Genomic DNA, 14,455 nt, shown 5'->3' on the forward strand with positions numbered 1-14,455 from the left:
CTGCCTTTGCAGTGCTCACACAGATTGTCTGATAGAAAGTAGAAAGCAAGACGGCTGCGAAGTCGTGACACCTCGTGTCCCCTTCGTCTAGCGGTTAGGACTCCGCCCTTTCACGGCGGCAACAGGGGTTCGAATCCCCTAGGGGACGCCACTTGCTGGGTGTGAGTGAAAGGCACAACCAATCAGTATCTCAAAACTGACTTCAGAGTCATGTTTGAGATATTTGCTCTTTAAAAATCTGGATCAAGCTGAAAATTGAAACGACACACTGTGTCTGTTCTCCGTAATAAGAACAGAAATGCGGTGTGTTCGAGTCTCTCAAATTTTCACAACACGAAGTGAAACAGCTTCGGGTTGTGAGGTTAAGCGACTAAGCGTACACGGTGGATGCCCTGGCAGTCAGAGGCGATGAAGGACGTGCTAATCTGCGAAAAGCGCCGGCGAGGTGATATGAACCCTTGACCCGGCGATGTCCGAATGGGGAAACCCAGTGCAATTCGTTGCACTATCGTTAGCTGAATACATAGGTTAACGAGGCGAACCGGGGGAACTGAAACATCTAAGTACCCCGAGGAAAAGAAATCAACCGAGATTCCCCCAGTAGCGGCGAGCGAACGGGGAGCAGCCCGGAGTCTGAATCAGCTTGTGTGTTAGTGGAAGCGTCTGGAAAGTCGCAGGGTACAGGGTGATACTCCCGTACACGAAAGCACACTTGCTGTGAACTCGAAGAGTAGGGCGGGACACGTGGTATCCTGTCTGAATATGGGGGGACCATCCTCCAAGGCTAAATACTCCTGACTGACCGATAGTGAACCAGTACCGTGAGGGAAAGGCGAAAAGAACCCCGGCGAGGGGAGTGAAAAAGAACCTGAAACCGTGTACGTACAAGCAGTGGGAGCACCTTCGGGTGTGACTGCGTACCTTTTGTATAATGGGTCAGCGACTTATATTCTGTAGCAAGGTTAACCGTATAGGGGAGCCGAAGGGAAACCGAGTCTTAACTGGGCGTTAAGTTGCAGGGTATAGACCCGAAACCCGGTGATCTAGCCATGGGCAGGTTGAAGGTTGGGTAACACTAACTGGAGGACCGAACCGACTAATGTTGAAAAATTAGCGGATGACCTGTGGCTGGGGGTGAAAGGCCAATCAAACCGGGAGATAGCTGGTTCTCCCCGAAAGCTATTTAGGTAGCGCCTCGTGAATTCATCTCCGGGGGTAGAGCACTGTTTCGGCTAGGGGGCCATCCCGGCTTACCAACCCGATGCAAACTGCGAATACCGGGGAATGTTATCACGGGAGACACACGGCGGGTGCTAACGTCCGTCGTGAAGAGGGAAACAACCCAGACCGCCAGCTAAGGTCCCAAAGTCATGGTTAAGTGGGAAACGATGTGGGAAGGCACAGACAGCCAGGATGTTGGCTTAGAAGCAGCCATCATTTAAAGAAAGCGTAATAGCTCACTGGTCGAGTCGGCCTGCGCGGAAGATGTAACGGGGCTAAACCATGCACCGAAGCTGCGGCAGCGACACTATGTGTTGTTGGGTAGGGGAGCGTTCTGTAAGCCTGCGAAGGTGTGCTGTGAGGCATGCTGGAGGTATCAGAAGTGCGAATGCTGACATAAGTAACGATAAAGCGGGTGAAAAGCCCGCTCGCCGGAAGACCAAGGGTTCCTGTCCAACGTTAATCGGGGCAGGGTGAGTCGACCCCTAAGGCGAGGCCGAAAGGCGTAGTCGATGGGAAACAGGTTAATATTCCTGTACTCGGTGTTACTGCGAAGGGGGGACGGAGAAGGCTATGTTGGCCGGGCGACGGTTGTCCCGGTTTAAGCATGTAGGCGGAGGTTCCAGGTAAATCCGGTACCTTGTTAACGCTGAGGTGTGATGACGAGGCACTACGGTGCTGAAGCAACAAATGCCCTGCTTCCAGGAAAAGCCTCTAAGCATCAGGTAACACCAAATCGTACCCCAAACCGACACAGGTGGTCAGGTAGAGAATACCAAGGCGCTTGAGAGAACTCGGGTGAAGGAACTAGGCAAAATGGTGCCGTAACTTCGGGAGAAGGCACGCTGATATGTAGGTGAAGCCCCTGCGGGTGGAGCTGAAATCAGTCGAAGATACCAGCTGGCTGCAACTGTTTATTAAAAACACAGCACTGTGCAAACACGAAAGTGGACGTATACGGTGTGACGCCTGCCCGGTGCCGGAAGGTTAATTGATGGGGTCAGCGGCAACGCGAAGCTCTTGATCGAAGCCCCGGTAAACGGCGGCCGTAACTATAACGGTCCTAAGGTAGCGAAATTCCTTGTCGGGTAAGTTCCGACCTGCACGAATGGCGTAATGATGGCCAGGCTGTCTCCACCCGAGACTCAGTGAAATTGAAATCGCTGTGAAGATGCAGTGTACCCGCGGCAAGACGGAAAGACCCCGTGAACCTTTACTATAGCTTGACACTGAACACTGGTCCTTGATGTGTAGGATAGGTGGGAGGCTTTGAAGCGTGGACGCCAGTCTGCGTGGAGCCGTCCTTGAAATACCACCCTTTAATGGCTGGTGTTCTAACGTAGACCCGTAATCCGGGTTGCGGACAGTGTCTGGTGGGTAGTTTGACTGGGGCGGTCTCCTCCTAAAGAGTAACGGAGGAGCACGAAGGTCAGCTAATCCTGGTCGGACATCAGGAGGTTAGTGCAATGGCATAAGCTGGCTTGACTGCGAGAGTGACGGCTCGAGCAGGTGCGAAAGCAGGTCATAGTGATCCGGTGGTTCTGAATGGAAGGGCCATCGCTCAACGGATAAAAGGTACTCCGGGGATAACAGGCTGATACCGCCCAAGAGTTCATATCGACGGCGGTGTTTGGCACCTCGATGTCGGCTCATCACATCCTGGGGCTGAAGTAGGTCCCAAGGGTATGGCTGTTCGCCATTTAAAGTGGTACGCGAGCTGGGTTTAGAACGTCGTGAGACAGTTCGGTCCCTATCTGCCGTGGGCGCTGGAGAATTGAGGGGGGCTGCTCCTAGTACGAGAGGACCGGAGTGGACGCATCACTGGTGTTCGGGTTGTCATGCCAATGGCACTGCCCGGTAGCTAAATGCGGAAGAGATAAGTGCTGAAAGCATCTAAGCACGAAACTTGCCCCGAGATGAGTTCTCCCTGACCCTTTGAGGGTCCTGAAGGAACGTTGAAGACGACGACGTTGATAGGCCGGGTGTGTAAGCGCAGCGATGCGTTGAGCTAACCGGTACTAATGAACCGTGAGGCTTAACCTTACAACGCCGAAGCTGTTTCGGTGGATTTGAGAAGATTTTCAGCTGATACAGATTACAGAATTTGCCTGGCGGCTGTAGCGCGGTGGTCCCACCTGACCCCATGCCGAACTCAGAAGTGAAACGCCGTAGCGCCGATGGTAGTGTGGGGTCTCCCCATGCGAGAGTAGGGAACTGCCAGGCATCAAATTACGTAGTAAACCGGGGCAATAAACCGGTAGTTGTAGAAGTATTCGGTGGAGCGGTAGTTCAGTCGGTTAGAATACCTGCCTGTCACGCAGGGGGTCGCGGGTTCGAGTCCCGTCCGTTCCGCCAATTATTTAAACTAAGCCTGCTACATTAGCAGGCTTAGTAGTAAGAAATTTAGGGGCGTAGCTCAGTTGGTAGAGCACCGGTCTCCAAAACCGGGTGTCGCGAGTTCGAGTCTCTCCGCCCCTGCCATATAAAGAATCCTTTGCTTCGGCGAAGGATTTTTTTTTGCCTGTAATATTTCAACTTTCCCCTCTTTAAGCCTTTAATTGCGTCCCTGCAACAGGCTGATTCACTCCATCACGCTGATTTTAAGTAGATCTTTGATCTGCCCCTGTTTGTCACTGTTCTGAAGCCAGATAGCGTATAGCGGCCTCTGGAGCAGGGCTGAATCGGTGACCGCATACAGGCCTGGTTTATTACTGGCCCAGCGTTGTGGCAGCCAGGTACAACCTTTAAGCGCTGCGAGTTGTTGGCAGGCTATTTCAGCAGAACTGGTTGTCAGGACTGGAACATCGTCCGCTGCAATCAACCCCGCCTCATGCGGCTGGAAATCGGGGCCCCATTCAAGGCGCAGATAATTCAGGTCGCTTTTCAGAGCGGAAGGTTCCGCCGCATAGAGTCCCAGACTGAACTGGCCGAGAACCTGGCTGCTAAATTCATCCATTTTTGGTGCTTCGGTAGTGATCAGAAGATCCAGTTGTCTTTCATGCAGTTGCTTAACCAGCGACTGCCGTTGCGCAATACGCGCCTCAAACTGCAGATGCCCGTGAGAGCGATATAGCCGACTCAGCCACGGGCTAAGCATGCACTCCCATAGCGAGGCGCTGGCACCGATAGAGAACTCATTATGCTTTGAGGTATGAGCAACCTCTTTACGTGCCGCCTGCCAGGTGTTCATGAGCGTTTCGGCATACGGCAGAAGTTTCTCTCCCGCTGGCGTTAAGCGGATGTTGTTGCGATGGCGGGTGAAAAGGTTTACACCGAGCTGATTTTCAAGCTGTCGAATACGAAAGCTCACTGCCGACTGCGTCAGATAAAGCGCTTCTGCGGCGCGCCCAAAGTGGCGAGTTCTGCTCACTTCGAGAAAAGTTTTTAGCAATTCCGTATCCACGGTATTCTCCGCAAAATTATTTGTCGTTATGATTTAAATGTTTTGTTTGACGCTCTGTCAAGCGTAACTAATACTCCGCGCCATAAATAGCTCGGCCAAAGATATAGGAGCGTGTAGGATGGCGGAAAGCTTTACGACGACTAATCGTTTTTTCGACAACAAAAATTATCCACGCGGATTTTCTCGCCATGGTGATTTCACCATCAAAGAGGCACAACTGCTTGAGCGCCATGGTTATGCCTTCAATGAACTGGATTTGGGAAAACGTGAACCCTCCACTGAAGACGAAAAATCATTTGTTGCCGTCTGCCGTGGCGAGCGCGAGCCAGTAACGGAAGCGGAGCGCGTATGGATCAAATATATGGCGCGTATCAAGCGTCCAAAGCGTTTCCATACTCTGTCTGGTGGTAAACCACAGATGGAAGGTGCGGAAGACTACACCGATTCAGACGATTAATAAAAAGGGGCTAAGGCCCCTTTTTTTATGCCAGCATCTTTTGCAGGTGTAGCAGCAGGCGGTCAATAGCGCGATAGCTCAGCGCTTCCTGTAGATGCCTGCGTTCAATATTTTCACACTCCTCCAGATCGGCAATAGTACGGGCAACTTTTAACAACCGCTGCCACGCACGTACTGACAGACCAAAATGGGTAAGTGTCTCCTCCAGCCACAGCGCGTCATCTGCCGCTAGCCGGCAAAAAGTGCGGATCTCAGCGTTATCCAGATGCGCGTTACGTTTCTTCTGCCTTGCCAGCTGCCTCTCCTGTGCGGCAATCACTCGGTTTCGCACGGTGAGGCTTGATTCCCCCGTTTTATGCGCCTGGCTTAGTAAGCCTGGCGGCGGGAGTGGGATCTCGAGCGATAGATCGAAGCGGTCGAGGAATGGCCCGGACAAGCGACCCAGATAGCGGAGCGTCTGCTCGGGCGAGCAGCGATTATGATTGCCTTGATAGTGCCCCGTTGGGCTGGGGTTCATGGCGGCGATAAGCTGGAAGCGTGCCGGATAACTGATCTTGGCGCGCGTGCGGGAGATATTAATTTGCCCGGATTCAATGGGCTCGCGTAAGGCGTCCAGCACGCGACGCTCAAACTCGGGCAATTCGTCCAGAAACAGAATGCCATTATGTGCCAGTGAGATCTCTCCCGGCCCGGGGATTGCACCTCCACCCACCATGGCTACCAGCGAGGCACTATGATGCGGGGCCCGGAAAGGGCGCTGACGCCATTGTTTATACATTGATGTGGCGCTGACCAGGCTTACGATAGCCGCGCTTTCCAGCGCCTCATGGTTACTGAGTGGCGGCAGCAGAGTGTTGAGCCGGCTCGCGAGCATGGTTTTGCCGGTGCCGGGTGGGCCAATGAGCAGCAGGTTATGCGCACCAGCTGCGGTGATCTCCAGCGCCCTCTTACCCTGTTCCTGGCCGATGATATCGCTGATGTCACACTCGTTATGTTCGGCAACAAACGGCTCCCCAACGGGCGCGGCCAGCTCATGACATCCCTCAAGAAAAGCGCATACTTCCTGGAGGTGTTCAGCAACCAGGCAGCCTTTTTCTTCAATAAGGCTGACTTCAGCAGCATTATCTCTGGCGACGATAATCTCTCTCCCGGCGCGTATAGCCGCCAGAGCGCCAGATATCGCGCCAGGAACCCCTCTTAACGTGCCTGTAAGCGCCAGCTCACCCACAAACTCATATGCGCTTATCCTGGAGGAGGAGAGCTGCTCAGAGGCGACGAGAAGCGCGATGGCGATAGGTAAATCGTATCGTCCCCCTTCCTTAGGGAGATCGGCTGGGGCCAGATTGATGGTGATCTTTTTGGCCGGGAAGGTATAACCACTATTGATGATCGCGCTGCGTACCCGGTCTCTGGCCTCCTTAACGGTAGTTTCGGGCAAGCCGACCAGCGTCAGGCCAGGCAGGCCATTACTGAGATGAACTTCTACGCAAATAAGCGGTGCTTCAACGCCTAATGCAGCGCGGGTATAGACAACCGACAATGACATAAATGGCCTCCTTGTCGTGCCACTATGTCATCTGTCCGACGCGATTTTTACCGTCAGTTCGCGTTTTTACGTGGCCTGTTCATGAATATTTTCCCTTAATTGTAATGTTTTCATCACCATGGAGGCCTGCTCGCAAAAGGGTAATAAGCTTGTCTTCTCACCCTCATTGCCCAGGAAAAAATGAAAATAATTCATTTTCTATTTTTGTCATAAAAAACAATGATTTTTATCTAAACTATTAGCGTAATAAGCAAATGAATTATAAAAAAATGTTGTGTTTGATTCGATATCTGTGATAACTCTTTAGGTATTCCTTCGAACAAGATGCAAAAAGAACAGCAAATGACAGCCCTTCTACGAGTGATTAGCCTGGTCGTGATTAGCGTGGTGGTGATTATTATCCCACCGTGCGGGGCTGCACTTGGACGAGGAAAGGCTTAATAATCAAGCCTTAACGAACTAAGACCCCCGCACCGAAAGGTCCGGGGGTTTTTTTATGACCTTAAAACATAAGCGAGGAGCAGAGGATGAGTAACAGCATAAAATTCTGTTTCTCCCGATTTACGACGGGGAAGTAACTATGAATGGCGCACAATGGGTAGTACATGCGTTGCGAGCGCAGGGAGTCGAGACAGTATTCGGTTACCCGGGTGGTGCAATTATGCCGATTTACGATGCTCTGTATGACGGCGGCGTGGAACATCTGTTGTGCCGACACGAGCAGGGCGCAGCAATGGCGGCCATCGGTTATGCGCGTGCTACGGGGAAAACTGGCGTCTGTATGGCGACCTCTGGCCCGGGCGCGACCAACCTCATCACCGGTCTGGCTGACGCACTGCTCGATTCCGTTCCCGTTGTGGCCATCACCGGTCAGGTTGCCTCTCCCTTCATCGGCACCGATGCTTTCCAGGAAGTGGACGTTCTCGGTTTGTCACTGGCGTGTACGAAACACAGCTTCCTCGTCCAGTCACTCGAAGAGCTGCCTCGCGTCATGGCGGAGGCATTTGAGGTGGCAAACTCAGGCCGTCCTGGTCCGGTTCTGGTTGATATTCCTAAAGATATCCAAGTTGCGCTGGGCGAGCTGGAGCCTCACTTCTCTACCGTTGAGAACGCCGATGATTTCCCGCATACCGAAGCAGATGAAGCGAGCCAGATGCTGACCCACGCGCAAAAACCGATCCTCTACGTAGGCGGCGGCGTTGGGATGGCGCAGGCCGTTCCAGCCCTGCGTGAATTTATCGCGGTTACCCAAATGCCCGCGACCTGCACACTGAAAGGGCTGGGCGCGGTGGATGCCGACTACCCGTACTATCTGGGTATGTTGGGGATGCACGGCACGAAAGCGGCCAACCTTGCGGTGCAGGAGTGCGACCTGTTGATCGCTGTGGGCGCGCGCTTTGACGATCGTGTCACTGGCAAGCTGAATACCTTCGCGCCGAATGCAAAAGTTATTCATATGGATATCGATCCGGCAGAGATGAATAAGCTCCGTCAGGCGCATGTGGCTTTGCAAGGGGATCTCAACGCGGTGTTGCCTGCGTTGCAACAGCCATTAGCGATTGACGCCTGGCGTCAGCATGCGGCAGCGATGCGCCGCGAACATGCCTGGCGCTATGACCATCCGGGTGAAGCTATCTATGCGCCGCTGCTGCTGAAACAGCTGTCGGATCGTAAGCCAGCCGACAGCGTAGTCACCACCGACGTGGGCCAGCACCAGATGTGGTCAGCCCAGCACATGACCTACACGCGCCCGGAAAATTTCATCACGTCCAGCGGCTTAGGCACGATGGGCTTTGGTCTGCCTGCCGCCGTTGGGGCGCAGGTAGCGCGCCCGGACGATACGGTCATCTGCATCTCCGGTGACGGCTCCTTCATGATGAACGTACAGGAGCTCGGCACCATCAAGCGTAAGCAGTTGCCGGTGAAGATCGTGCTGCTGGATAACCAACGTTTGGGCATGGTTCGCCAGTGGCAGCAGCTCTTTTTCCAGGAGCGTTACAGCGAAACCACCCTGACCGATAACCCCGATTTCCTCGTTCTGGCCAGCGCCTTCGGCATCCCTGGCCAGCACATCACCCGTAAAGACCAGGTTGAAGCGGCACTTGATGAAATGTTGTCCAGCAAGGGGCCTTACCTGCTTCATGTCTCAATCGACGAGCTTGAGAATGTCTGGCCGTTGGTGCCGCCCGGCGCCAGTAACTCACAAATGCTGGAGAAATTATCATGATGCAACATCAGGTCGCCGTTCAGGCTCGCTTCAACCCGGAAACGTTAGAACGTGTATTGCGCGTGGTGCGCCATCGTGGGTTCCAGATCTGTTCGATGAACATGGAAACCGCCACCGACGCGCAGAACATAAATATTGAATTGACCGTTGTCAGTCAGCGCCCCGTCGAATTACTGTTTAGCCAGTTGAGCAAACTTGTCGACGTCGCCCGGGTTGATATCCAGCAGCGTGCCGCTTCATCACAAACACAACAAATTCGCGCCTGAGCGCAAAGGAAGAAAAATGACGACGAAAAAAGCTGATTTCATTTGGTCCAATGGTGAGATGGTTCGCTGGGAGGACGCTAAAGTCCACGTGATGTCCCATGCGCTTCACTACGGTACTTCTGTATTTGAAGGTATCCGTTGCTACGACTCACACAAAGGCCCGGTGGTGTTCCGTCATCGTGAACACATGCAACGTCTGCGTGATTCAGCCAAAATTTATCGCTTCCCTGTTTCTCAGAGCGTCGACGAGCTGATGGAAGCTTGCCGCGCGGTGCTGCGTAAAAACAACCTGACCAGCGCCTATATTCGTCCGCTGGTTTTCGTGGGTGATGTGGGTATGGGCGTCAACCCGCCAGCCGGTTACACCACCGATGTGATCATCGCCGCGTTCCCGTGGGGAGCATACCTGGGCGCCGAAGCGCTGGAACAGGGGATCGATGCGATGGTCTCCTCCTGGAACCGTGTGGCGCCAAACACTATCCCGACCGCAGCCAAAGCGGGCGGTAACTATCTCTCCTCCCTGCTGGTAGGCAGCGAAGCGCGCCGTCACGGTTATCAGGAAGGTATCGCCCTGGATGTGAACGGCTATATCTCTGAAGGTGCGGGTGAGAACCTGTTTGAAGTGAAAGATGGCGTCCTCTTCACCCCGCCATTCACCTCTTCCGCCCTGCCAGGGATCACCCGCGACGCCATTATCAAACTGGCGCAGGATCTGGGCATTGAAGTGCGCGAGCAGGTGCTGTCCCGTGAATCACTGTATCTGGCCGATGAAGTGTTCATGTCCGGTACCGCAGCAGAGATCACCCCGGTACGCAGCGTCGACGGCATCCAGGTCGGTGAAGGCCGCCGTGGCCCGGTCACTAAACGTATCCAGGAAGCCTTCTTCGGCCTCTTCACCGGCGAAACCGAAGATAAATGGGGTTGGTTGGACCAGGTTAATCCATAAGCATAAATATGGGACGGCACGCACCGTCCCATTTACCAGATAGACGGGAGTAAATAACGCATGCCTAAGTACCGTTCCGCCACCACCACTCACGGCCGCAATATGGCGGGTGCCCGCGCGCTGTGGCGCGCTACCGGAATGACCGATGCCGATTTCGGGAAACCGATTATCGCCGTGGTCAACTCTTTTACCCAGTTTGTGCCGGGCCACGTGCACCTGCGCGACCTCGGGAAGCTGGTTGCCGAGCAGATTGAAGCCTCCGGCGGCGTGGCAAAAGAGTTCAACACCATCGCCGTGGATGACGGGATCGCAATGGGGCACGGGGGCATGCTCTATTCACTGCCGTCGCGCGAGCTGATTGCCGACTCGGTGGAGTACATGGTGAACGCCCACTGTGCCGATGCCATGGTCTGTATCTCTAACTGCGACAAAATCACCCCGGGGATGCTGATGGCCTCCCTGCGCCTGAACATTCCGGTGATCTTCGTCTCCGGCGGCCCAATGGAAGCGGGTAAAACCAAGCTCTCCGATAAGATCATCAAGCTCGACCTGGTTGACGCGATGATTCAGGGCGCGGACCCGAAAGTCTCCGACGAGCAGAGCGAACAGGTTGAACGTTCAGCATGCCCGACCTGCGGCTCCTGCTCCGGGATGTTCACCGCCAACTCGATGAACTGTCTGACCGAAGCGCTGGGCTTATCTCAGCCGGGTAACGGCTCGCTGCTGGCGACCCACGCCGATCGTAAGGAGCTGTTTATCAATGCCGGTAAACGCATCGTTGAGCTGACCAAACGCTACTACGAGCAGGACGATGCCAGCGCGCTGCCCCGCAATATCGCCAGCAAAGCGGCATTTGAAAACGCCATGACGCTGGATATCGCTATGGGCGGTTCCACTAACACCGTTCTGCACCTGCTGGCCGCCGCGCAGGAAGCGGAGATCGATTTCACCATGAGTGATATCGACAAGCTCTCCCGCAAAGTGCCGCAGCTGTGTAAGGTTGCGCCAAGCACGCAGAAATATCACATGGAAGATGTTCACCGTGCCGGTGGCGTGCTGGGGATCCTCGGTGAGCTGGATCGCGCCGGGTTGATGAACCGCGATGTGAAAAACGTGCTGGGCCTGACGCTGCCGCAGGCGCTGGATCAGTATGACGTGATGCTGACCAAAGATGAGTCAGTGAAAAAGATGTTCCGCGCCGGTCCGGCCGGTATCCGTACCACCCAGGCGTTCTCGCAGGATTGTCGCTGGGACAGTCTGGATGACGATCGCGCAGAGGGTTGTATCCGCTCGCTGGAACATGCCTACAGCAAAGATGGTGGCCTGGCGGTTCTGTACGGCAACTTTGCGGAAAACGGCTGTATCGTTAAAACCGCAGGCGTTGATGACAGCATTCTGAAATTTACCGGTCCGGCAAAAGTCTACGAGAGCCAGGATGAGGCGGTAGAAGCGATCCTCGGCGGCAAAGTGGTTGAAGGCGATGTCGTGGTGATCCGCTACGAAGGGCCGAAAGGCGGGCCTGGAATGCAGGAGATGCTCTACCCGACCACCTTCCTGAAATCGATGGGCCTCGGTAAAGCCTGTGCGCTGATCACCGACGGTCGCTTCTCCGGCGGCACCTCCGGTCTCTCTATTGGCCATGTTTCGCCGGAAGCGGCCAGCGGCGGCAACATCGCGATCATCGAAGATGGCGACCTGATTGAAATCGATATTCCGAATCGCGGTATTCAGCTGAAACTGAGCGACCAGGAAATTGCAGCCCGCCGCGAAGCACAGGAAGCGCGTGGGGATAAAGCCTGGACGCCGAAAGATCGCCAGCGTGAAGTCTCCTTCGCCCTGCGCGCATATGCGACCCTCGCGACCAGTGCAGATAAAGGCGCAGTGCGCGATAAATCTAAACTTGGGGGCTAATGATGGCCGAATCCCAACCCTTATCCGCCGCCCCCGAGGGGGCGGAATATCTCAGGGCGGTACTACGCGCGCCGGTTTATGAAGCGGTGCAGGTCACGCCGCTGCAAAAAATGGACAAGCTCTCGGCGCGCCTCGATAACGTCATTCTGGTAAAACGTGAAGACCGTCAGCCGGTACACAGCTTTAAGCTGCGCGGCGCTTACGCGATGATGGCCGGGCTGAACGATGAGCAAAAAGCGCGTGGGGTGATCACGGCGTCTGCGGGCAACCATGCCCAGGGCGTGGCGTTCTCGTCTGCGCGTCTGGGGTTAAAAGCGCTGATCGTAATGCCGGTTGCCACGGCGGATATCAAAGTCGATGCGGTGCGGGGATTTGGCGGTGAAGTGCTGCTCCACGGCGCCAATTTTGACGAAGCGAAAGCCAAAGCCATTGAGCTGGCGCAGCAGCAGGGCTTCACCTGGGTGCCGCCGTTCGATCACCCGATGGTGATTGCCGGGCAGGGTACCCTGGCGCTGGAACTGCTGCAGCAGGATGCCCATCTTGACCGGGTGTTTGTTCCGGTCGGCGGCGGTGGCCTGGCGGCGGGCGTGGCGGTACTCATCAAACAGCTGATGCCGCAGATCAAAGTGATTGCCGTGGAAGCGGAAGATTCTGCCTGCCTGAAGGCGGCGCTGGATGCCGGGCATCCGGTCGATCTCCCGCGCGTTGGGTTGTTTGCCGAGGGTGTGGCGGTGAAACGCATCGGGGATGAGACCTTCCGCGTCTGCCGGGAGTATCTCGACGACATCATCACCGTCGACAGCGATGCGATCTGCGCGGCGATGAAAGATCTCTTCGAGGATGTGCGCGCGGTGGCAGAGCCGTCCGGCGCGCTGGCGCTGGCGGGGATGAAAAAATATATCGCCCAGCACAATATTCGCGGCGAGCGTCTGGCCCATGTCCTTTCCGGCGCTAACGTCAACTTCCACGGCCTGCGCTACGTTTCCGAGCGTTGCGAGCTGGGTGAGCAGCGTGAGGCGCTGCTGGCGGTGACCATCCCGGAAGAGAAGGGCAGCTTCCTCAAGTTCTGCCAGCTGCTGGGCGGCCGTTCGGTAACCGAGTTCAACTACCGTTTTGCCGATGCTAAAGATGCCTGCATTTTTGTCGGCGTGCGTTTAAGCCGCGGTCTGGAAGAGCGCAAAGAGATCCTCAGCCTGCTGCATGAAGGTGGCTACAGCGTGGTGGATCTCTCTGATGATGAAATGGCGAAGCTGCACGTGCGCTACATGGTGGGCGGGCGTCCGTCTAAACCGTTACGGGAGCGTCTGTTCAGCTTTGAGTTTCCGGAGTCGCCGGGTGCGCTGCTGAAGTTCCTGCATACCCTGGGCACGCACTGGAACATCTCCCTGTTCCACTACCGCAGCCACGGCACCGACTACGGTCGGGTACTGGCGGCGTTTGAACTGGGCGAGCACGAGCCGGATTTCGAAACGCGGCTGAACGAACTGGGCTACGAGTGTCATGACGAAACCCACAACCCGGCGTTCCGTTTCTTCCTGGCGGGCTAGTGGTTGGGCAATATCTTCCAGAACGCATCAATAAGCGGCTCATGCAGCCGCTTTTTTTGTGCGCAGACGCCAAGCTCAAAAGGCGTTTTCTCGTCGCTGCGCTCCAGAATCATCACGCGATTGCGCACCGGCTCCGGACTGTTCTCCAGCACCACTTCCGGCAACAGCGCCACGCCGCAGCCGAGCGCCACCATTGAGACCATCGCCTCATGGCCGCCCACTGTCGCATAGATGGAGGGGTTGCTGATTTTCTGACGACGGAACCACAGCTCAATGCGACGACGCACCGGCCCCTGATCGGCCATGATAAAGGGCACCGTTGACCAGTCGGGCTTCTCCACCGACACCTGGTTGCGCACCGGGCAGGGCAGCGCCGGAGCGATCAGTACTACGGCCAGATTTTCCAGCATCGAGAAGGCCACCGCCCCCGGCAGGGTTTCCGGTTTGCCGGCAATGGCCAGATCCGCTTCACCCGTCACCACCTTTTCCATCGCATCGGCGGCATCGCCGGTGGTGAGTTTAATTTCAACCGAGGGATGTTCCGCGCGGAAGCGGTCAAGAATGGGGGGAAGATGGCTATAGGCGGCGGTCACCGAGCAGAAGATGTGGAGCTCGCCGGACAGAGAGGGCCCCTGCTGGTCGATGGTGTGGCGCAGCTGCTGATACTGCAATAACGTCTGTTGGGCAAACGTACGCAACTCTTCCCCCGCTTCGGTGAGCGTCACCGTGCGGTTATCACGCACAAACAGCGGCTGGCCGAGATCCTCTTCCAGACGCTGGATCTGGCGGGAAAGCGTGGAGGGGCTGACATGCATCGCCCGCGCGCTGCGGCCAAAATGGCGGCTTTCCGCCAGATGCAAAAACATTTTTAGATCGCGTAAATCCACCGATTCCACTCCCCCATTTTACATTGCAAATATTGCAACGTGAC

The 14,455-nt window shown here is 55.5% G+C and carries 11 protein-coding genes, 3 tRNA genes and 2 rRNA genes; 13 read left to right on the plus strand and 3 right to left on the minus strand.

Translation table 11 applies throughout. From position 1 onward, the window contains the following. Nucleotides 1-76: 76 nt before the first annotated feature. The 5 genes from ACT3IC_RS10300 (at nucleotide 77) to ACT3IC_RS10320 (ending at nucleotide 3,702) form a co-directional block, all read left to right on the plus strand. Nucleotides 77-151: transfer RNA gene (locus ACT3IC_RS10300), tRNA-Glu, on the plus strand. A 209-nt stretch (nucleotides 152-360) separates the two neighbouring features. Then, nucleotides 361-3,264, plus strand: a 23S ribosomal RNA gene (locus ACT3IC_RS10305). A 64-nt stretch (nucleotides 3,265-3,328) separates the two neighbouring features. Beyond that, nucleotides 3,329-3,444, plus strand: a 5S ribosomal RNA gene (gene rrf / locus ACT3IC_RS10310). A 55-nt stretch (nucleotides 3,445-3,499) separates the two neighbouring features. After that, nucleotides 3,500-3,576: transfer RNA gene (locus ACT3IC_RS10315), tRNA-Asp, on the plus strand. 50 nt (nucleotides 3,577-3,626) lie between these two features. Beyond that, a tRNA-Trp gene (locus ACT3IC_RS10320) sits at nucleotides 3,627-3,702 on the plus strand. A gap of 100 nt (nucleotides 3,703-3,802) precedes the next feature. Here ACT3IC_RS10320 and hdfR read toward each other — a convergent pair. Then, nucleotides 3,803-4,624, minus strand: coding sequence for an HTH-type transcriptional regulator HdfR (gene hdfR / locus ACT3IC_RS10325; protein ID WP_156655365.1), 822 nt, complete (start codon nucleotides 4,622-4,624; stop codon nucleotides 3,803-3,805). Between the two features lie 118 nt (nucleotides 4,625-4,742). Between hdfR and ACT3IC_RS10330 the strand changes: the two genes are divergently transcribed. Then, entirely contained in the window at nucleotides 4,743-5,081 is a 339-nt protein-coding gene (locus ACT3IC_RS10330; RefSeq protein ID WP_039031246.1) for a MaoP family protein, read from the plus strand. A gap of 25 nt (nucleotides 5,082-5,106) precedes the next feature. Here ACT3IC_RS10330 and ACT3IC_RS10335 read toward each other — a convergent pair whose 3' ends face one another. Continuing rightward, entirely contained in the window at nucleotides 5,107-6,627 is a 1,521-nt protein-coding gene (locus ACT3IC_RS10335) for a YifB family Mg chelatase-like AAA ATPase (RefSeq protein WP_159340420.1), read from the minus strand. A 342-nt stretch (nucleotides 6,628-6,969) separates the two neighbouring features. On the opposite strand from ACT3IC_RS10335, the gene ilvL reads away from it, so the two are divergent. The 7 genes from ilvL to ilvA all read left to right on the plus strand — a co-directional run bounded on the left by ilvL (nucleotide 6,970) and on the right by ilvA (nucleotide 13,524). Further along, complete coding sequence (ilvL, locus tag ACT3IC_RS10340; protein WP_001311244.1) at nucleotides 6,970-7,068, plus strand: ilv operon leader peptide; 99 nt, start codon at nucleotides 6,970-6,972, stop codon at nucleotides 7,066-7,068. Nucleotides 7,069-7,154: 86 nt separating this feature from the next. Continuing rightward, nucleotides 7,155-7,205, plus strand: a complete 51-nt coding sequence (gene ilvX, locus ACT3IC_RS10345) for a peptide IlvX (RefSeq protein WP_197090613.1) — start codon at nucleotides 7,155-7,157, stop codon at nucleotides 7,203-7,205. A 2-nt stretch (nucleotides 7,206-7,207) separates the two neighbouring features. Next, nucleotides 7,208-8,854 carry an acetolactate synthase 2 catalytic subunit gene (gene ilvG / locus ACT3IC_RS10350; protein ID WP_103177474.1) on the plus strand — a complete coding sequence of 549 codons (1,647 nt, stop codon included), beginning with the start codon at nucleotides 7,208-7,210 and terminating at the stop codon, nucleotides 8,852-8,854. Continuing rightward, nucleotides 8,851-9,120, plus strand: a complete 270-nt coding sequence (ilvM, locus tag ACT3IC_RS10355; RefSeq protein ID WP_473477361.1) for an acetolactate synthase 2 small subunit — start codon at nucleotides 8,851-8,853, stop codon at nucleotides 9,118-9,120. The genes ilvG and ilvM overlap by 4 nt, the downstream gene beginning before the upstream one ends. A 16-nt stretch (nucleotides 9,121-9,136) precedes the next feature. Beyond that, nucleotides 9,137-10,066, plus strand: coding sequence for a branched-chain-amino-acid transaminase (ilvE, locus tag ACT3IC_RS10360; RefSeq protein ID WP_103177472.1), 930 nt, complete (start codon nucleotides 9,137-9,139; stop codon nucleotides 10,064-10,066). A 60-nt stretch (nucleotides 10,067-10,126) separates the two neighbouring features. Further along, complete coding sequence (gene ilvD, locus ACT3IC_RS10365; protein ID WP_103177471.1) at nucleotides 10,127-11,977, plus strand: dihydroxy-acid dehydratase; 1,851 nt, start codon at nucleotides 10,127-10,129, stop codon at nucleotides 11,975-11,977. A gap of 2 nt (nucleotides 11,978-11,979) precedes the next feature. After that, nucleotides 11,980-13,524 (plus strand): threonine ammonia-lyase, biosynthetic, encoded by a 1,545-nt coding sequence (gene ilvA / locus ACT3IC_RS10370; protein WP_473478906.1) that lies wholly within the window; start codon nucleotides 11,980-11,982, stop codon nucleotides 13,522-13,524. Here ilvA and ilvY read toward each other — a convergent pair. Continuing rightward, a complete protein-coding gene (gene ilvY, locus ACT3IC_RS10375; protein WP_103181002.1) occupies nucleotides 13,521-14,411 on the minus strand; it encodes an HTH-type transcriptional activator IlvY in 891 nt (296 codons plus the stop codon). The two genes, ilvA and ilvY, sit on opposite strands and share 4 nt — an antisense overlap. Nucleotides 14,412-14,455: the final 44 nt, after the last annotated feature.

It is taken from the genome of Leclercia sp. GHBNCSD, from assembly GCF_055805075.1.